This window comes from Sanguibacter sp. Z6_81 (assembly GCF_057180625.1).
This window is the reverse complement of sequence record NZ_JBXUFV010000001.1, coordinates 656,367-673,635: the sequence shown is the minus strand read 5'-3', so window position 1 is coordinate 673,635 and position 17,269 is coordinate 656,367. Positions and strand designations below refer to the sequence as shown.

General features: G+C 70.6%; 19 protein-coding genes. 7 read left to right on the top strand and 12 right to left on the bottom strand.

What is annotated here, in order from left to right:
• Window positions 1-8: 8 nt before the first annotated feature.
• From AC2AXK_RS03215 to AC2AXK_RS03185, 7 genes are all read right to left on the bottom strand, one after another.
• The gene (locus AC2AXK_RS03215) at window positions 9-1,022 is read right to left on the bottom strand and encodes a formamidase (protein WP_484343889.1); all 1,014 of its coding nucleotides are present in this window, start codon (window positions 1,020-1,022) and stop codon (window positions 9-11) included.
• A complete protein-coding gene (gene biuH, locus AC2AXK_RS03210) occupies window positions 1,019-1,762 on the bottom strand; it encodes a biuret amidohydrolase (protein WP_484343888.1) in 744 nt (247 codons plus the stop codon). Before biuH ends, AC2AXK_RS03215 begins: the two co-directional genes overlap by 4 nt.
• A gap of 1 nt (window position 1,763) precedes the next feature.
• Window positions 1,764-2,489, bottom strand: coding sequence for a cysteine hydrolase family protein (locus AC2AXK_RS03205; protein ID WP_484343887.1), 726 nt, complete (start codon window positions 2,487-2,489; stop codon window positions 1,764-1,766).
• A gap of 2 nt (window positions 2,490-2,491) precedes the next feature.
• Window positions 2,492-3,673, bottom strand: coding sequence for a BMP family ABC transporter substrate-binding protein (locus AC2AXK_RS03200; protein ID WP_484343886.1), 1,182 nt, complete (start codon window positions 3,671-3,673; stop codon window positions 2,492-2,494).
• A 68-nt stretch (window positions 3,674-3,741) separates the two neighbouring features.
• Window positions 3,742-4,650, bottom strand: coding sequence for an ABC transporter permease (locus AC2AXK_RS03195; RefSeq protein ID WP_484343885.1), 909 nt, complete (start codon window positions 4,648-4,650; stop codon window positions 3,742-3,744).
• Window positions 4,647-5,729 carry an ABC transporter permease gene (locus tag AC2AXK_RS03190; RefSeq protein ID WP_484343884.1) on the bottom strand — a complete coding sequence of 361 codons (1,083 nt, stop codon included), beginning with the start codon at window positions 5,727-5,729 and terminating at the stop codon, window positions 4,647-4,649. Before AC2AXK_RS03190 ends, AC2AXK_RS03195 begins: the two co-directional genes overlap by 4 nt.
• Window positions 5,726-7,261 (bottom strand): ABC transporter ATP-binding protein, encoded by a 1,536-nt coding sequence (locus AC2AXK_RS03185; RefSeq protein ID WP_484343883.1) that lies wholly within the window; start codon window positions 7,259-7,261, stop codon window positions 5,726-5,728. Before AC2AXK_RS03185 ends, AC2AXK_RS03190 begins: the two co-directional genes overlap by 4 nt.
• Before the next feature lie 201 nt (window positions 7,262-7,462).
• On the opposite strand from AC2AXK_RS03185, the gene AC2AXK_RS03180 reads away from it, so the two are divergent.
• Window positions 7,463-8,173 carry an alpha/beta fold hydrolase gene (locus AC2AXK_RS03180; RefSeq protein WP_484343882.1) on the top strand — a complete coding sequence of 237 codons (711 nt, stop codon included), beginning with the start codon at window positions 7,463-7,465 and terminating at the stop codon, window positions 8,171-8,173.
• A 33-nt stretch (window positions 8,174-8,206) separates the two neighbouring features.
• On the opposite strand, the gene AC2AXK_RS03175 is transcribed toward AC2AXK_RS03180, so the two are convergent.
• Window positions 8,207-9,454 carry a PP2C family protein-serine/threonine phosphatase gene (locus tag AC2AXK_RS03175; RefSeq protein WP_484343881.1) on the bottom strand — a complete coding sequence of 416 codons (1,248 nt, stop codon included), beginning with the start codon at window positions 9,452-9,454 and terminating at the stop codon, window positions 8,207-8,209.
• 212 nt (window positions 9,455-9,666) lie between these two features.
• On the opposite strand from AC2AXK_RS03175, the gene AC2AXK_RS03170 reads away from it, so the two are divergent.
• Window positions 9,667-10,143, top strand: a complete 477-nt coding sequence (locus AC2AXK_RS03170) for a hypothetical protein (RefSeq protein ID WP_484343880.1) — start codon at window positions 9,667-9,669, stop codon at window positions 10,141-10,143.
• Between the two features lie 105 nt (window positions 10,144-10,248).
• Here the strand turns inward: AC2AXK_RS03170 and AC2AXK_RS03165 are convergent, their stop codons facing one another.
• Both AC2AXK_RS03165 and AC2AXK_RS03160 read right to left on the bottom strand, forming a co-directional pair.
• The gene (locus AC2AXK_RS03165) at window positions 10,249-11,007 is read right to left on the bottom strand and encodes a MerR family transcriptional regulator (RefSeq protein WP_484343879.1); all 759 of its coding nucleotides are present in this window, start codon (window positions 11,005-11,007) and stop codon (window positions 10,249-10,251) included.
• Between the two features lie 35 nt (window positions 11,008-11,042).
• Window positions 11,043-11,960 carry a DUF2268 domain-containing putative Zn-dependent protease gene (locus AC2AXK_RS03160; RefSeq protein ID WP_484343878.1) on the bottom strand — a complete coding sequence of 306 codons (918 nt, stop codon included), beginning with the start codon at window positions 11,958-11,960 and terminating at the stop codon, window positions 11,043-11,045.
• Window positions 11,961-12,437: 477 nt separating this feature from the next.
• Between AC2AXK_RS03160 and AC2AXK_RS03155 the strand changes: the two genes are divergently transcribed.
• Entirely contained in the window at window positions 12,438-12,788 is a 351-nt protein-coding gene (locus AC2AXK_RS03155) for a VOC family protein (protein WP_484343877.1), read from the top strand.
• Between the two features lie 323 nt (window positions 12,789-13,111).
• On the top strand, window positions 13,112-13,633 hold the full coding sequence (locus AC2AXK_RS03150) for a glycosyl-4,4'-diaponeurosporenoate acyltransferase CrtO family protein (protein WP_484344244.1): 522 nt from the start codon (window positions 13,112-13,114) through the stop codon (window positions 13,631-13,633).
• 393 nt (window positions 13,634-14,026) lie between these two features.
• Here the strand turns inward: AC2AXK_RS03150 and AC2AXK_RS03145 are convergent, their stop codons facing one another.
• Window positions 14,027-14,548, bottom strand: a complete 522-nt coding sequence (locus tag AC2AXK_RS03145; protein ID WP_484343876.1) for a GNAT family N-acetyltransferase — start codon at window positions 14,546-14,548, stop codon at window positions 14,027-14,029.
• Window positions 14,549-14,698: 150 nt separating this feature from the next.
• Between AC2AXK_RS03145 and AC2AXK_RS03140 the strand changes: the two genes are divergently transcribed.
• Window positions 14,699-14,980 carry an ArsR/SmtB family transcription factor gene (locus AC2AXK_RS03140; RefSeq protein WP_484343875.1) on the top strand — a complete coding sequence of 94 codons (282 nt, stop codon included), beginning with the start codon at window positions 14,699-14,701 and terminating at the stop codon, window positions 14,978-14,980.
• On the top strand, window positions 14,977-15,366 hold the full coding sequence (locus AC2AXK_RS03135; RefSeq protein WP_484343874.1) for a VOC family protein: 390 nt from the start codon (window positions 14,977-14,979) through the stop codon (window positions 15,364-15,366). The genes AC2AXK_RS03140 and AC2AXK_RS03135 overlap by 4 nt, the downstream gene beginning before the upstream one ends.
• A 196-nt stretch (window positions 15,367-15,562) precedes the next feature.
• On the opposite strand, the gene AC2AXK_RS03130 is transcribed toward AC2AXK_RS03135, so the two are convergent.
• The gene (locus AC2AXK_RS03130) at window positions 15,563-16,135 is read right to left on the bottom strand and encodes a TetR/AcrR family transcriptional regulator (protein WP_484343873.1); all 573 of its coding nucleotides are present in this window, start codon (window positions 16,133-16,135) and stop codon (window positions 15,563-15,565) included.
• Window positions 16,136-16,231: 96 nt separating this feature from the next.
• Here AC2AXK_RS03130 and AC2AXK_RS03125 point away from each other — a divergent pair, with 96 nt between their 5' ends.
• The gene (locus tag AC2AXK_RS03125; RefSeq protein WP_484343872.1) at window positions 16,232-17,179 is read left to right on the top strand and encodes a ketopantoate reductase family protein; all 948 of its coding nucleotides are present in this window, start codon (window positions 16,232-16,234) and stop codon (window positions 17,177-17,179) included.
• Window positions 17,180-17,269 lie beyond the last annotated feature (90 nt).

Genomic DNA, 17,269 nt, shown 5'->3' with positions numbered 1-17,269 from the left:
CAGTTCCCCTACTTCGGCTGCGCCCGAACCCGCACCCCCGCAGGCTCCGGATACCCCACCCGCGTCCCGTCGGTGTGCTGCACCTCGTCCTCCCACGGCACGCGGTACTCACCGGCGACGAGGTCACGCATGTACGTGTACGGGTTGTCGGTCGCGCCGCCCTCGACGGACACGTACCCCCGGTGGCCGAGCTGGTAGATGTTGTTCTCCACGCCCCACGTGCGGCGGGCCTCGTCGGCCTGGGCGGGGACGACCGCGGCGGTGACGATGCGGTCGGGCAGCCCGTCGCCCTCCTCGATGATCGACCCGTCGAACCCGCACACCATGGCCTCGCCCTGCGACCAGATGCCGGCCTCGTCGGGCCCGGCGAGGCACACCGAGGCCGTGAACGCGAGGTTGGTGAACGCGTTGACGATGTTCGTCGCACGCCAGCTGTGCTTGATCGGGTACGTGTACCCCGCGGTGCGGAGGATGACGTTGGCCCCGCGGTACGCGGCCTCCCGCGCGACCTCGGGCAGCTGGCCGTCGTGGCAGATGATGAGCCCGAGCTTGGACCCCTTGGGCCCGTCGCACACCGGGATGCCGGTGTCGCCGGGGGCCCACGGCTCGAGCGGCACCCACGGGTGCAGCTTGCGGTAGACGAGCTGCACGGTGCCGGCGTCGTCGACGATGATCCCCATGTTGAAGGGCGCACCGCCGGGGTTGCGCTCCATGACGGAGAAGCAGCCCCACATCGACGCCTCCGCGCAGGCGGCAGCGAGGGTCGCGACCTCGGGGCCGTCGACGTCGAGCAGCAGCTCGTCGTTCAGCCAGTTCTCGGGAGCGAGCCCGATGGTGCTGTACTCCGGGAAGACGAGGAGGTCGAGCGTCGGCATGCCGCGCTTGGCGCCGCGGACCATCCCCGCGATCCGGTCGACCGTGCTGAGCACGTCCTCGCGGGTCGCGATGTGCGGGACGGCGAACTGCACGAGCCCGAGGACGAGCGCGTCGGGCGCCGGGTTGAGACCACCGAGCCCGTTCATGCGGACACCCCGTCGAGAGCGAGGTCCGTGACGGGGTTCTTCAGCGACGCGATGAACGCCTCCGACGTCGCGACGGCGCCGAACACGCCGCCCTGCATCTTGATCATCTCGAGCGCCGCGAGGTAGTTCTCGTAGACGGTCGCGCCCGTGCAGTCGGACAGCAGGAGGCACTCGTACCCGCGGTCGTTGGCGTCGCGCATCGTCGTGTGGACGCAGACGTCCGTGGTGATGCCCGTGAAGATGAGGTGCGTGATGCCGCGGTTGCGCAGGATGAGGTCGAAGTCCGTGGCGTAGAACGAGCCCTTGCCGGGCTTGTCGATGATCGGTTCGCCCGGGAGGGGCGCGACCTCGGGGACGATCTCCCAGCCCGGTTCCCCACGGGTGAGGATGCGGCCGCACGGGCCGGCGTCGCCGATGCCCGCGTTGATTCGCTTGGACCGCCACAGCTTGTTGGCCGGCAGGTCCGCGAGGTCGGGGCGGTGGCCCTCACGGGTGTGGATGATGAGCAGCCCCGCCGCACGCGCCACCTCGAGCATCGCGGCGGTCGGCGCGAGGCCCGCGCGGGTGAGCTCGAGGTCGTAGCCCATGGCGTCGACGTAACCGCCCTCGCCGCAGAAGTCGACCTGCCAGTCGATGTTCACCACGGCCGTCGTGGCCGCGGAGAAGGTGCCGTCGAACGGCCACGTGTAGGGCTCGGCGTCGACCGCGGGGAAGTGTGCGGCGCCCGGGTGCTGGTCCATGTCAGTGCTCCTTGGGTGCGGTGGAAGAGGTGGCGACGAGCGCCGAGGCTGCGGCGAGAAGGGCCTGGTCGGGACGTGGTGCGACGGGCGGGGCGACGGCTCCGGACGACGCCGCCCACGCGGCGACGACCTCGGCCGTGGTGCCGACGGCGCCGAAGATCCCGCCGGACGTCTCGACCATCCCGCGGGACGCGGCCGCGAGCGCCGGGTCCGCGGCGGTGCAGGCGTCGATGACGAGGAGGACCTCGTACCCGCGGTCGTTCGCGGCCCGCATCGTCGAGTGCACCTCCGCCTCGAGGGGCGACCCCGCGAGGACGAGACGCCGGATGCGGGCCCCGGTGAGGACGAGCTCGAGGTCGGACTCGTAGAAGGCGTCCACGCCCCGCGCAGCGAGTCGGTGGGTGATGAGGTGGTACGTCGTGCGGTCGTTGCTCGGAGCGGCGTCGTCGGACAGCGCGGACGCGCCCGCCGACTCCGGGCGGGCCCCGCCCGCGCCGCGCCGGAGCGCGACGGCGGGCAGGGTCGTGGTGACGTGGATGATCGGGGCTCCGGCCGCGGCCGCGGCCCCGACCAGGGCGGCGACGGCGTCCCGCGCCGCCCCGCCCGTGGCCGACGCCACGTCTGTTCCGCCATGCCCGCCCCGCTCGACGAGGAGCAACGCGGTGCCTGCCTCGCCGAACAGGCCGTCGTACGGCCACGGGTAGGGAGTGGTGTCGGCGACGTGCATGCTCAGCCGGCCAGGTTCCCGGTCACGCCCGCGACGAAGTAGTCCATCTGGTCGGCGTCGGCGGGGGTGAGGGTCGTGCCCTCGGGGATGACGGGCGTGACGCCGTCCTGGCCCAGGATCGGGCCGGTGAAGGGGGTCCAGCCGTCGGAGAGCTGCGCCTGGGCTGCGTCGATGAGCGCTTTCGTGTCCGGGGTCACCGACGCGCCGAGGGGCGACGGGACGAACGGGCTGTTGCCGTCCGCGGCGCCGCCGCGGAAGTTCGCGTTGTACTCGCTGCCGATGAAGTCACCGTCGATGATCGTCTCGACGATCGACGGGTACAGGCCCGTCCAGTCCCACTGCGAGCCGGCGAGCCAGCCCTCGGGTGCGAGCTCGGACGCGTCCGCGTGGAACCCGACGCTGTAGACGCCCGCGGCCTCGGCCGCCTCGATGATCGTCTTGGTGCAGTCCTGGTGCTGGGTGAGGACATCGGCGCCCTGGCTGATGAGCGACGCTGCACGGTCGGCCTGCGTCGCGGGGTCGCACCAGCTCGTCGTGGAGACCGCGATGGTCTTCACGTCCGGGTTGACGGACTGCGCGCCGAGCGTGAAGGCGTTGATGTTGGCGAGCACCTGGGGCACGGGGTAGCCGTAGACGAAGCCGAGGACGCCGGTCTCCGTGGCCGCACCGGCGGCGATCCCGGCGAGGTACACGGGCTCGTACACGGTGCCGTAGTACGTGCCGAGGTTCTCCGGCGAGGAGTCGTCGATGAGCCCGCCCTGGTGCATGACGGCCACGTCGGGGTTGGCTTCGGCGACCTGACGCGCGGCGTCGAGGTGCCCGAAGCTCGTCGCGAACAGGACGGTGGCGCCCTGGTCGACCATCGTCTGCAGGGCCTCGACGGCCTGGTCGTTCTCGGGGATGTTGTACGCCTCGAGGATCTCGAGGTCCGGGTTGGCCTCGGCGACGGCCTGGATGCCGTCGTAGACGGCCTGGTTGTAGCCGAAGTCGTCCTTGGGGCCGACGGCGATGAAGCCGATCGTCGTGGCGTCCTCACCGGGTGCGCCGTCGGACGAGGACTCGCCGGCGCTGGACTCGGTGGCGCTCGTGCAGGCGCTCAGGGCGAGGGTGAGGATCGATGCACCGGCGAGCACGGAGACGAGTCGCTGGCGGGTGGTCGGTGTGCGGCGTGCGGAGAGGGTCATGGTGATCCTTCGGTGCGTGAGGTGGGGGCTTCGGGTGGACGGGCGCCGGAGGTGGTGCGCCCGCCCGGTCAGGCCTTGGCGGTGTCGAGGACCTTGAGCAGCTCGTCGGGAGCCTTGCGGAGGGTGCGTTTGCCGAGGACGGTGAGGACGACGAGGGTCATGAGGAACGGGATGGCGTTGAGGGCGAACTGGTTGACGTCCACGCCGTTCGCCTGGAGGACCGAGGCGAGGGACAGTGCGGCGCCGAAGAGGTACGCGCCGAGGAGGACGTTCACGGGGTGCCACATCGCGAAGATCACGAGGGACACGGCGATGAACCCGCGGCCGGCGATCATGTTCTCGAACCAGCTGTTGGCGTAGGCGATGGAGATGTGCGCCCCACCGATGCCGGCGAGCGCCCCGCCGGCGACGACGGCGACGTACCGGACGGCCTTGACGGAGTAGCCGTTGACGCCGAGGGCGTCGGCCCGCTCCCCTGCGGAGCGCAGGAGCAGCCCGGCCCGGGTGCGGAACATGACCCAGGCGACGAGCGGGACCACGATGTAGCCCGCGTAGACGAGCGGGTCGTGGTTGAACAGCACGGGCCCGATGAGGGGGATGTCGCCGAGGACCGGGATCTTCACGGTGGTGAAGGCGGTGATCTGGCGGCTGACGTAGTCGACGCCGAACAGGGCGGTGAGGCCGAGGGACAGGAAGAACAGCGTGAGGCCGCTCGCGTACTGGTTGGCGCCGCGGCTCACGACGAGGATCGCGTGGATGAGGGAGAGCAGCGCGCCGGCCGCGGCGCCGCCGAGGACCCCGAGCCACGGGCTGCCCGTGTGGTAGGTCACCGCGTAGCCGCCGAGCGCCCCGACGAGCATGGAGCCCTCGGTACCGAGGTTGATGACGCCGGCTCGCTCAGAGATGGTCTCGCCCAGGCCCGCGAACAGCAGGGACGTGCCGCCGCGGACGCCTCCGGAGAGGATGTCGATGATCATGCGTTGGCCTTCCGTGAGGACGTCCAGCCGAGCACCGCGACGAGGACGAGCCCCATGAGGATGTTCACGGAGGCTGCGGGCAGCCCGGACGAGATCTGGAGCGTGTTGCCGGTGATGGCGATCGCGGCGACGGCGACGGCGGAGACGAGCACCGCGAGGGGCCGGTGCCGGGCGAGCCAGCTGGCGAGGAACCCGATGTAGCCGATGTTCGCGCCGAACGTCGGGCGGAGCTTGTACTCGGCCCCCGCGAGGTGGAGGTACCCGGCGAGGCCGGCGAGGACGCCGCCGAGGACGAGCGCGGAGAGCAGGAGCGTGGTGACGGGGAGCCCTGCGCGGCGTGCCGCCTCGGGGTTGCCGCCGACGACGGTGAGGCGGAAGCCCCACGTGGTGCGGGTGAACGCGAACCAGATGACGACCGCGGCGACGACGGCGACGACGATGCCGACGTGCACGCCGGAGGTGCCGAGCAGCGGGAGCTTGGCACCGGGCCCGATCTCCGGGCTCGTCGCCTGCCCCATCGCCGCCTTGTCCCGCCAGCTGCCGAGGATGAGGAAGAGCATGAGGTACAGGGCGACGAAGTTCAGCAGGACCGTGGTGACGGCCTCGTTGACGTTGCCGAACAGGCGCAGCGCCGCGGCGATCCCGGCCCACAGGCCACCGGCGACGACGGCCGCGACGACCATGGCGGTGACGGCCACCGCGGGTGCGGCGTCGACCCCGATCCACATGCCGACCCCGGCGGCGGCGACGGCCCCGACGATGACCTGGCCCTCACCACCGACGTTGACGAGCCCCGCCCGGCCGGGCACGACGACGGCGAGCGCCGCGAGCGCGAAGGGTGTGGCGCGCACGAGGATCCGCTCGATCTGGCGGGGTTCGGTGAGCACCGAGGACCAGATGGTGCCGAAGACGGCGAGCGGGTCGACGCCCTGGGTGGCGATGAAGGCGCTGAAGATGACGAGGGACGCGACGAGCGCGGTGATCCACCGTGCGGCGGTCCCTGCTGCCGACGTGAGCCGCGGGGATCCGACGACGGTGCCTTCGATGACGTCCTTGGTGCCCACGACGGTGCCGGTCATGCGGCACCGCCCAGCATGAGGCGCCCGAGCGCCATCCGGTCGGCGTCGGCGGCGGGCACGACGCCCGCGACGTGGCCGTCGTGCATGACGACGATGCGGTCTGCCATGGCGATGAGCTCCTCCAGGTCCTCGGACACCATGAGCACGGCGGCTCCGGCGGCACGTTGCTCGAGCAGCACCTCCTGGGTGCGTCGGGCGTTGGCGATGTCGAGCCCGCGGCTCGGGTAGGCGGCGACGACGACGGGCGAGGAGGTGCTCAGCTCGCGGGTGAGGACGACGCGCTGGATGTTCCCGCCGGACAGGCTGGACAGCACGCGCTGCGGTGCAGCGATGTGCAGCCCGACAGCGGCGTCTGCCTCGCTCGTGCGCAGCGCGACCTTCTGCCAGTCGATGCCGACGCCCTTGCGGGGGACCTCGCGCCCGTCGAGCACCATGTGCTGCAGGACGGTGAGGCCGGGGACGACGGAGTCGGCGACGGGGTCCTCAGGGATGGCGGCGACGGCGCCGAGGCCAGCGGGCTTGCCGTCGGCGTCGACGATCTCGACGTGCCCGGAGGTCACGGGTCGGATGCCGAGGACGACCTCGCACAGCTCCTTCTGCCCGCTCCCGGCGACGCCGGCGATGCCGACGAGCTCTCCGGCGCGGACGTGGAGGTCGATGCCCTTGAGCGCCTCGTGCCCACGGTCCCCGTCGGCGCGCACGTCGGTGAGGGTGAGGAGGGTGGGGGCGTCGGGGTCCACGGGCCCGTGCTCGCGCGGCAGGGCTGCGACGGCTCGGCCGACCATGGCCTCGATGAGCTCGGGGTCGGTGTAGTCGGCGGGCGTCACGGCGTTGAGCACGACGTGCCCGCCGCGCAGGATGGTGAGCCGGTCCGCGATGGCGCGGACCTCGTTGAGCTTGTGGGTGACGATGACGACGCCGAGGCCCTCGGCCGTGAGGCGACCGACGACGTCGAACAACGACTGGACCTCCTGGGGCGCGAGGACGCTCGTCGGCTCGTCGAGGATGACGAGGCGGGCGCCGGCCATGAGCACCTTGAGGATCTCGACGCGCTGGCGCTCCCCGATGGACAGCTGGCGCACCTGGGCGCGGGGGTCGACGTCCAGGCCGTAGGAACGGCTCGCCTCCTCGATGCGGGCGACGAGGCGGTCCATCCGGAGCCGGAACCCGGTCGGCAGCGAGAGGGCGACGTTCTCGGCGACGGTGAGCGCGGGCACGAGGCGCAGGTCCTGGAAGACCATCCCGATGCCGAGCGCCCGCGCGTGGGCCGGGTTTCCGGGGGTGACGGGCTGGCCGTCGACGAACATGCGGCCGGCGTCGGGCTCGTACACCCCGAAGATCATCTTCAGCAGGGTGCTCTTGCCTGCGCCGTTCTCACCGGCGAGGGCGTGCACCTCGCCGTGCAGGACGGTGAGGTCGACGTCCGTGTTGGCGTGGACGTCACCGAAGGACTTGGTGAACCCGACGACGTCGAGCAGTGCCTGCGTCTCGCCGATGCGACTCGGCGACCGTACGTCTGGTGACGCCTTCATCCTGCACCCCCGGCTGTATACACAGGTGTATGTGTCGTTGTATCCACGACGACGACAGTAGGGAGACGGCGTTTCCCCTGAACCGTCGCCCGGTAACGAGGGCGTTTCTTATCGGCGCCCAATGTTTCGATCATGTTGAGCAGCCGGACATTCCCGGTCAGGACGGCACGTCCTCGCTGGTCAGGGGCATATGGTGCTCCGATGACCCCTCTCGACGAGGCCCTCTCGGGGCTGCCCACGACCGGGCTCCTGCCGGTCCTGCTCGTGCACGGCGCGGGCACCACGTCACGCATCTGGGACCCGGTGCGCGCGGCGCTGGCGACCCTCGCCCCGGGGCTCACCGTGCACGCACCGGACCGCCGGTCGAGCGGGGACCTCGCCGAGGAGGTCGCCGACCTCGCTCCCCTCGCCGAGGGAGCGCTCGTCGTCGGGGTGAGCGGCGGCGCGACGCTCGGCCTCGCCCTCGCGGCGAGCGACGTCCGGCTCGCCGGCGCGATCCTCCACGAGCCCGCCGTCGGCAGCCTCCTGCCCGGGCTGCTGGGGCCCGTGGCCGCCGCGTACGCCGAGGGCGGGGTGGCCGGGTTCGGTCGGACGCTCTACGGGCCGCTGTGGTCACCCGAGATGGCACCCGCCGACACCGGCGCCGTCGGGCGGGACCTCGCGATGTTCCGGGCGTTCGAGCCGGCTGCGCCGACGGAGGGGCAGGGCCGGGTACTCGTCACCGTGGGGTCACAGTCCCCGCCCGCCCGGTACGACGCAGCTCGGATGCTCGAGGAGACTTTCGGGATCCCTCACCACGTGATCGACGGGTGCGCGCACCTCGTCCAGCACGAGGCACCGGCGGAGCTTGCGGCCCTCGTGGCTCACACCATGGCGACGCACAGCGCGAGCACGACCAGCACGGCCACCTAGGTCTCCATCGTCGGGATCATCGTCCCGACCCACCTACCTCTGGCCGTCGGACCCGTGCGTGGTCGAGCGGTTCGTCGTGCCACCGTGCCATTCGAGCAGCAGGAGGGCTGCGTCGTCCTGCACGACGTTCTCGATGGTCTCGAGGAACGCGCCCGAGATGTCCTGCGCCACGTTGCGGGGGTGCTGGTCAGCGGTGTCCCGCAGGGCACCGGAGAGGTCGAAGTTGGCGGCGCTGCGCTCGAACATGCCGTCCGTCATCAGCAGCAGGCGGTCTCCCGGCGAGAGCTCGATCTCCTGCACCGCGTACTCGTGCTCCCGCAGACCGAACACGGGGTTGTCGGCCGTCGCTACGCGGGTGACGTGCCCGTCGTGGAGGAGGAGGGCGCCGGGGTGCCCGGCGTTGATGATCCGCGCGAGGGTGCGCTCCTCGCCCTCGCCGTCGCTCTCCGCGCCCGCGGACGGGAGGTCGATCTCCAGGAGCATGCCGGTGACGAGATTCCCCCGGTCGTCCGTGCCGAGCAGTGCCGCGTTGGCAGCGTCTGCCTGCTCGACCAAGGACTTCCCCGCGCGCCGGGCATGACGCAGCGCGTTGACGGTCAGCGTCGACAGCAGGGCGGCGCGCAGGTCGTGCCCCACCGCGTCGGTGAGCGAGGCTGTGAGGCGCTCCGCGGACGCCACGTAGTCGAAGGTGTCGCCCGCTGCGCTGGCCGACGGCTCGAGCCAACCGGCGATCGTGAAGGAGCCGCCCTCGCACACGTAGCCGAGCGGCAGCAGCCGCCGCTGGATCTCGCGGGGCAGCGTGAACTCCGCGGACCGCATCGCCGTCTCGTACGTGTCCGTGTGGCGCTGGTTGGCGACCATGACGTACCCGAGGGCGTGCGCGACCGTCGCCAGCTGCTGCGCTTCCTCGGGATCGAGCTCGGCGCCCTGGCCATCGTCGGAATCGGACCTGGACCCGCGGTCGGGCATCTGCACCGCCAGCACCCCGAGGGCGTCACCCCGCACCGTGACCGGCGCGTACACCCGCCCCCCGCCGACGGACACCGTCTGCTGCTCACGCCAGGCGCGGCCCGGGTCGGAGTCGGACAGCGTGAATCGGGCCTTCGGGTCGGCGTGGTCGATGAGCGCGTTGCCCGCCGCGTCGGCGATGAGGAACGTGGCCGACTCGACGCCCAACGACCGGCGCAGCGCATCGACGGCGGCGGAAAGGGCGTTGGCCGGCGACACGTTCTCAGCAGCCGTGAGCAGGGCACCGACATCGACAGCGGGGGTAGCTGGCATCACCGCAGCATGGCATAGCGGCACGGACGTCGCACCGCGGCATCGATCCACGGGTTGATTGGGAAGCGCCCCAGGATGGTGCACCCGGAGACGTGCGGGCGGTGCGCACCCCGTCAGCGGTGGCGGGCCCCCCGGAACGGTGTCACTGTTGCCGACGGCACGCTCGAGAAAAGTGGTGGGCCACCCCCACACACACAACGGAGCACCCTTTCATGAGCGCAACGAACACCCGCCCGGCGACGCACGACACCCTCCGCGCACGGAGCACCGGCCTCGCAGTCGCCGCAGCCGGCATCATCGTTTTCAACGTCTCGCCCCTGCTCAACTGGGTCAACCCGGAAGACGGCGCCGACCCGCGCACCGGTTACGAGACCGACTCCCTCATCCCCTTCATCGCCTACCTCGGGCTCGGCCTGCTCGTCGCGATGGTCTACGCCGGCAAGCGCGCCCGTCGTGGCCAGCACCGCGGCCTGACGCTCGTCTCCGGGGCGGTCGGCATCGCCGCCACCATCCAGTGCCTCGCCTTCGGCCTCAACCCGATGGGCGGCCTCGAGCGCGGCGACGACCTCGCGACGGACATCGGCGTCTGGGTCGGCCTCATCGGCGCGATCGTCTGGACCATCGGTTCCTTCATGTTCGCCAAGGAGACCGAGGGCGACGACGAGCACCACACGACCACGACGCGCTGATCCCCGCACGGGACACCTGCCCGGCGTCCCGCAGCGTGACCTGAGCGACGACCGTCGCGCACGACGATGCCCGCCCTCCTCTCGCGGAGGGCGGGCATCGTCACGTCACAGCCTCTGAGCCTGGATGCGCAGAGCGGCAGCAGCGAGGCGCGCGGGCTCGGGGCCACCGAAGACGTCGTGGAAGTCAGGGCTCGTCTCGTACATGGTGGCGACGCCGCAGATCATCGCGGCGGAGGTCTCGCGGTCGCCTGCGTGGGTGGGGGTGCCGGGGATCTCGGCGAACCAGGCCACGTGCGCGGTCGCGTGCTCCTGCGCCGCCAGGGAGTCGGGGACCTCGCCAGAGGCATGGAGCTCGGCCCAGCGGCGCAGGATCGCCTCGGACCGCGCCTTCCAGTCACGCTGCTCGCTGAGGGTCTTCGTGTGCCACCACGTGTTCGACGCGTCGAACGCCTCTCGGCCCCACCGGCGGACGACCTCGTCCTCGTAGCGGTCGTTGAAGCCGTCGAGCATGACGTCCATCCGGGGTTCGCGACCTTCCCGGCGCATCTGCACCGTGTGCTCGACGGCTCGGATCCGACGATCGAGAGCGTCGCGGTCCTTGGTCAGCTGCTCCAGGTGCTCGAGCAGCGCGTCGACCTCCGCGCCCGCCGAGGCGTCGAGCACCGTCGCGATCTGCGCCAGAGGCATGCCCGTGTCGCGCAGCAGGAGGATGCGCTGCAGCCGTGCGACCGCATCCGCTCCGTAGTACCGGTAGCCGTTGGACCCGACGCGGTCGGGCTCGAGCAGGCCGATGCGGTGGTAGTGGCGCAACGCCCGGCCGCTGATCCCGGCGCGCGCGGCCACCTCGTGCACCGTCCACTCCACCGCTGCCCCCACCCCGTCGACGTACTCGGACGTCGTCAGTGTGCCGCCTCCGCTGACAGTCCGAGCGCAGGCAGGGCGACGTCGAGGATGTCGGACACCGGGGTGTGGACGCTCTGGGCTGCTGTCCTCCCGGTCGCGTCGAGGTAGGCGCGGACGAGACGGGCGCCCGCGGCGTAGCCCGCGCCCGTCGGGAGGCCGACCGGCTGGGCGCCGAACAGCTCGGCGCTGCTGTCCCCCAGTACCCACGACGCGAAGTCGGACATGCCGGTGACGCCGAGCCCGGTGGCGACCTTCGCGAGCACCGCGTCGTCGCCCCGGGTCTGGTCGCTGACGAAGTGCGTGGAGCCAGCCGGCCCGTACAGCTCGGTGGCGAAGGTGTCGGCGAGGCCCTCGGAGATGACGTGCTCGCCGACGGTCACCGTGGCGGGGTCCCACACGACACCCCCGGGCGAGTAGCGGAGGTTGTGGTGCAGCTCGTGGACGACGATCGCCTCCAGGCGGTCGAGGACCCGGGCGGTGGGCCACACGGTGAGGACGATGTACCCGCTGATGCCGCCGAAGCCCGACAGGCCCTGGACCTCGCTCATGAAGTGCGCGTTGGTCGGGTCACCGAGGACGAGGAGCACCCGGAGATCCGGCACGACGAGCCCGGGCTCGGCGGCGACCAGTGCCGCGGCGCCCTCGTCGAGGGCGGCCTCGACACGCATCCACGCATCTGCTGCGACGAGGGCGTCGATCCCCTCACGGACCCGCTCGTCCACGTCCGCCGACGCTCCCACCGGGAACCCGAAGCCCTGCTGGTGGATGGTGGCGAGGTCGACCCCGCCGGGGATGAAGCGGTACATGCCTGCCATGGGCGCCCAGAGTGCGCGGACCTCATCGGCCCGGCATGCGGGCTCGGCCTCGAGGACGCGTCGCATACCCGCAGCGCTGTCGATCACTGTGATGGTCATGTCGCCGATCCTCGACGTTGCCGTAGCGGCAAGGTCAAGGCCGCACCCCGGCCGAGGGTACGCGCGGGGACGGTTATCGGCCGAGGAAGCGGGCGAAGATGCCCGGCTTCTTGGCTGCGGTCTCGTGTCCCGGGCAGCGCTGCGGGCCGGGGACTCCCTTCATCACCTGGTCCACGTGCTGTCCGCACCCGGCCCAGGTCGTCTTGCCGCACTGCTTGCACGTTGTTGCCCTGCACATGTGTCGCCTTCTTCCCGTGGGCGTGCCGATCGAGCACCGGCACGAGCGATAACATACCCCCGGGGGTATGCTGCGGTCCACGTGACGACGGCGTCATCGGAGGGATCGCATGAACCCCAGCCAGCCGACCCCCCCTCCCGACTCATGGTCGACGAGCTGGAGAAGGCGTTCCTCACCCTCGCGTGAGGCACGGACAGCACCTTCTTCTCGCGAGCGGCCGGCGGCGCTAGATTGCCACGATGAAGCCCTTAGCGTTCACAGTCGGCATCCCCGTTCGCGACCTCGCCGCGGCAACGTCGTGGTACCGATCAGCGCTCGGGTTGAACGCACCTGATCTCGAGCCGCTCGACGGGCTCGTCGAGTTCAACCTCGGTCGCTTCTGGCTCCAGCTCGCCCTCTCCCCCGAGACCGCCGGCAACGACGGGATCTCCGTCAACATCAGCGTGGACGATGCATCCGCGGAGCGTGCGCGGCTCGTCGACCTCGGCCTCGAGGTGACCGAGATGCAGAGGTATGACGGGGTCGTCGAGTTCTTCGAGCTCGTCGATCCCGACGGCAACAAGATCGGCTTCGTCACCGAGATCGGCTGACCGGGTGTTAAAAGTGGCGGGCTTGGCTCAGCCAGGACCAGGCGTCTGTTCCGAGCCATCACCAACTCGGAGCCTGCCCAATCACAGGTGACATTCTCCTCGAAACTCAAAACGATCAGCAATGGCAGAGCGCCCAAAGTTGTCGCACTCGCCATCGCCCTCAGGGACAGCCCGGAAGAAGGCTTGGCTAGAATCGCGGGCATGGCAATGGGGGATCGACGAACAAGGGCAGCAGCCCCCGCGGCCTTCATCGCGCAGACAGTCGTCCTCTTCCGTTCGACCGCAGCCGATAATCGCCCCGCTCGCGGTATCCGGGTGAAGTGATGGCAGCGCCCAGTGGACAACGTGGCTCGGCGATTGCGGGTCTGGTGGTCGGTCTCGGACTAGCGGTCGCTGGCTGGTTCGCCATCGGACCCGATCACCTCGTCTACGCGGTCGTTGTGCAGTGCGCCTTTCTCTTCATGGCGCTCCTGGCGGGTCCTGCACTGGTGGATGTTGCCCGCGACCGCTACCGGGTCAGACCATTCGAGCCACGGATCTACACGCTGCTGGGAGCGGAGGCACTCCGACGTTTACTCGGCCTCGTCGGCTGGAACAGGATAATCAAGCAGATGCGTCGAACAGAGCAAGGAGCGTCAGGGACCGACCGGTTGCTTAGAGGGACCGAGCTGTCCGAAACCGGTCACCTTCTCGGCTTCTCCGCTACCGCAGCACTGGCCATCATTGCCGCGGCTACATCACACCCTCGAGGCGCTGCACAGATTCTGTTTCTCGGGATAATCCTTCATGTGTATCCCGTCATGATCCAGCGCATCGTCCGCTTCAGTGTGCGCCATGCCGAATAGCGCGAGTCCTCGACCACCGAGAGGAGTTCGCTGTACCCCCCTCACCATGGTTCTCAGATGCCAGAAGGAATCGTGAGCGCCTCTGGCCGTCAGCCATGAAATACAGCCACACCAGCGCGGGGTCCTTTCCCAGCCTGTTGCCGATGCCCTGCTGTCGCGTGTACTGGAGGATGCTCGCGGGAGTGAGCGCTCCCGGGGTCAGACCATCCGCTTGGTAGGTGTGGCGCAGCACCACCACCCGTCGCGGGTCGAGGTTCGCAGCCTGAACGATGTGGCTCAGGAGAATGCGTCCGTCAGGAGATGGCGCGACTGTCCTGCTCGTCGATGTCAGACGTCACGCGTCCTGCTGGCCGCCGTAACCGACGGTGAGAGCGTCGAACTCCCTCCCCGGGCTCACCCGTCCTCGGCCAGCCGCTGGAACAGGAGGTGGTCCTGCCACGCACCAGCGATCTTCAGGTAGCGGGGGGCGAGTCCGTACTCGTCGAAGCCGTTCCGCCGCAGGACCGCTTGGGACGCGACGTTGTTGAGGAGCGTCTCTGCCTGCACGCGGTGCAGGTGGAGCTCGGAGAAGGCGTGCTCGAGCGCGGCGGCGACGGCCTGGGTCGCGAGACCCTGACCGGTCCGCTCCTCCGCCAGCCAGTAGCTCATGCTGCACGACTGGAACGCACCCCTCACCACACCGCTGAGCGTCAGTCGTCCAGCGACAGCGCCCTCGTCGTCGAGGATGACGAACGGCACCGCTTCCCCTGCCGCATGACGGGCCAGCGCCGCCTCGATGTCCGCGGCCTGCCCGCCGACAGTGAAGTACTCCTCGCCGCGCACCGGCTCCCACGGAGCCAGAAAGGTGCGATTGCGCTCCTGCAGGCGCGCGAGGTCAGCGGCGTCGGCACGGGTGATCCGACGGATGCGGGGCATTCTCCTAGTTTTGCAGGCACCCCGACCAGCACCGACCACCGCTGGACCCGCTCATGTCCCGACTCCCGGACGAGAAGAGCTAGCTCACCTGGTTCAACCTCTCCGCTCCCTCCCTTGATATGCAAGCGAGAACTTGCCTATTCTGGACGGGTGGCGGACGTCTACCGAGCGATCAGTGACGAGACGCGACGCGCACTGCTCGACGAGCTCCTCGAGCGCGACGAGCAGACACTGTTCGAGCTCTGCTCGAAGCTCGCGATGAAGCACGACCTGACGCCCTCGCGGCAGGCCGTCTCGCAGCATCTCGACGTGCTGGAACAGGCCGGCCTGGTCCGCACCGAACGCCGTGGCCGGTACAAGCTCCACACCATCGACACGACACCGCTGTCGGAGATCTCGACCCGATGGCCCCCGAGAGAGGCGAGACCATGAAGCTCCAGACCGTGAGCATCTTCGTCGACGACCAGCAGCGTGCCCTCGACTTCTACACGTCCCGGCTGGGCTTCGTCGTCAATGACGACGTCCCGCTGGGGGAGCACCGGTGGCTCACCATCGTCGACCCCGAGCGGCCCGACGGAACGCAGATCTCGCTCGAACCGAAGGGGCACCCCGCGGTCGTCCCGTTCACCGACGCCCTCGTCAGCGACGGCATCCCGTTCTGCGTCCTCGGCGTCGACGACGTGCAGGCCGAGTACGACCGCCTCGTCGCGCTGGGTGAGACCTTCACCCAGCCGCCCACCCCCATGGGCCCGGTCATCACCGCCGTGCTCGACGACACGTGCGGCAACCTCCTGCAGCTCGCCCAGTGGGTCGCGTGAGCCGAGGTGCGGTGAGGACCAGGACGACGGCGACCCCGACGACGGGCTCGGGAGGGTGAGTGGACGAGTGCTCCATGGCGATCGAGCCCTTGCCTGAGGGCGCCGCGAACGGACGCCGATCGGGCGTGCCGCCGGGATGCGACGAGGGGAGCCCTACGGACGAATCGCGCATCAGGCAGTACCCCGGGGTGATCCTCTAGGTGCCAGCTGCCGGACTGGGTGCTGTCGGCCGCACCAGCGCGGCGGTGAGCGCCTCGGCGTCGTCCTGCCATCCCGGCCGCCCGCAGGACGCGCCGATCCCGTGCAACGCCATCATCACGGCACCCGACGTCAGACCGTCATCGACCTCACCGCCCCGGACGGCTGCGGCCACGAGGTCGGCGACCGCCGCTTCGAGCGCTCGCCCCCCGTCGGCCTGCGTGTCGACCTGGGGGCGCACGAGCGCGCCAAGAGTCCGCGCGAACGCCGGCTGTGCGGCCACCCGGCGCACGAAGTCACGCAGGAACGCCGCGAGGGCCTCACGCGGCGGAAGCTCGCTCAGGAGATGTCGGGCGTGCTCGCACAGCGCCTCGACCTCGTCGGCGTAGACCGCGGCCGCGAGCGCGTCGCGGGTCGGGAAGTGACGGTAGAGCGTTCCCACACCGACGCCGGCGAGGGACGCGAAGTCGTCGAAGCGGCGGTCGATCTCGCCGCGCTCGAAGGCGGCGCGTGCTGCCGCGATGATCGCCTGGCGGTTGCGGACGGCGTCGGCGCGCCGGGCTGCGGGCACGTCGCCCCCCTTCCTTGACACGGGGGAGACTACCTCCCTAGCCTCCAAGTGGAGACCATCTCCACTTGATCCCCCGCCGATACGAGGTGCTGCTCCGTGAAGATCCTCATGCTCGGTCGGGGCGCGATCGCCACGATCTACGGGTGGGCGCTGGGACAGGCGGGCCACGACGTCGAGTTCCTCGTGCGCCCGGGCCGCGCGGCCCAGTACGGCGACACCGTCGACCTCGACCTGCTCGATGCGCGACGCCGCCCCTGGGGCGAGCGCGTCGGCGGGACATGGCCGGTCAGGCTGCGCGAGGAGCTGGAACCGGGTCACGACATCGACCTCATCGTCGTCAGCGTCGGCCACCACCACCTGTCCGACGCCGCCGTGTTCCTGGCACCCCGCATCGGGACCGCGACCGTGCTCGTGTTCGGGAACGTCTGGGACGAGCCGGTCGACGCCGTCGCCCCGCTCCCGGGGCACCAGCTCGCATGGGGCTTCCCACAGGCGGGCGGCGGGTTCGACGAGGACGGCGTCCTGCGCGGAGCACTCATGCGCAGGGTCGTGCTCGGCACCTTCGGCACCGCTCCGACGAGCCGGGAGACCAGCGTGCGCGAGGCGTTCGCGAGCGCCGGCCTGGTGGTCTCCGAGCAACCCGACTTCCGGGGCTGGCTCTGGACCCACGTCATCGCCGACGCCGGGATGCACTCCCAAGGCCTGCGCCTGGGATCCCTCTCCGACATGCTCGGCGATCGCCACAGCTTCCGGGAGGCCCTGCTCACCAGCCGTGAGCTCCTGCCCCTGCTGGCCGCCCGGGGTGTGGATCTGCGACGTCACCGCACGAGCACGGCCCTCTTCCGCGCCCCCACGCCCCTGACTGCCCCGCTGATGACCGCCCTGACTGCACGCGTCCCCCTCGCCCGCGCAAGCCTCGCGGCACACACCGACCCCCGTGCGCAGGAGCCACGCAGCGTCGTGCGGGACGTCCTGCGCGAGGCCCGGCGCCTCGGGGTGCCGACGCCCCGGCTCGACGCGGCGGGCTCTCACATCAGACTCTGACCGAGCGACTACCTCTCGTTGTATGGCGCACGGCGGTCGCTGCCCGGACTAGAGCTGCACTCTGCAGAAACTAGCGGGTAGTAGCAGGCG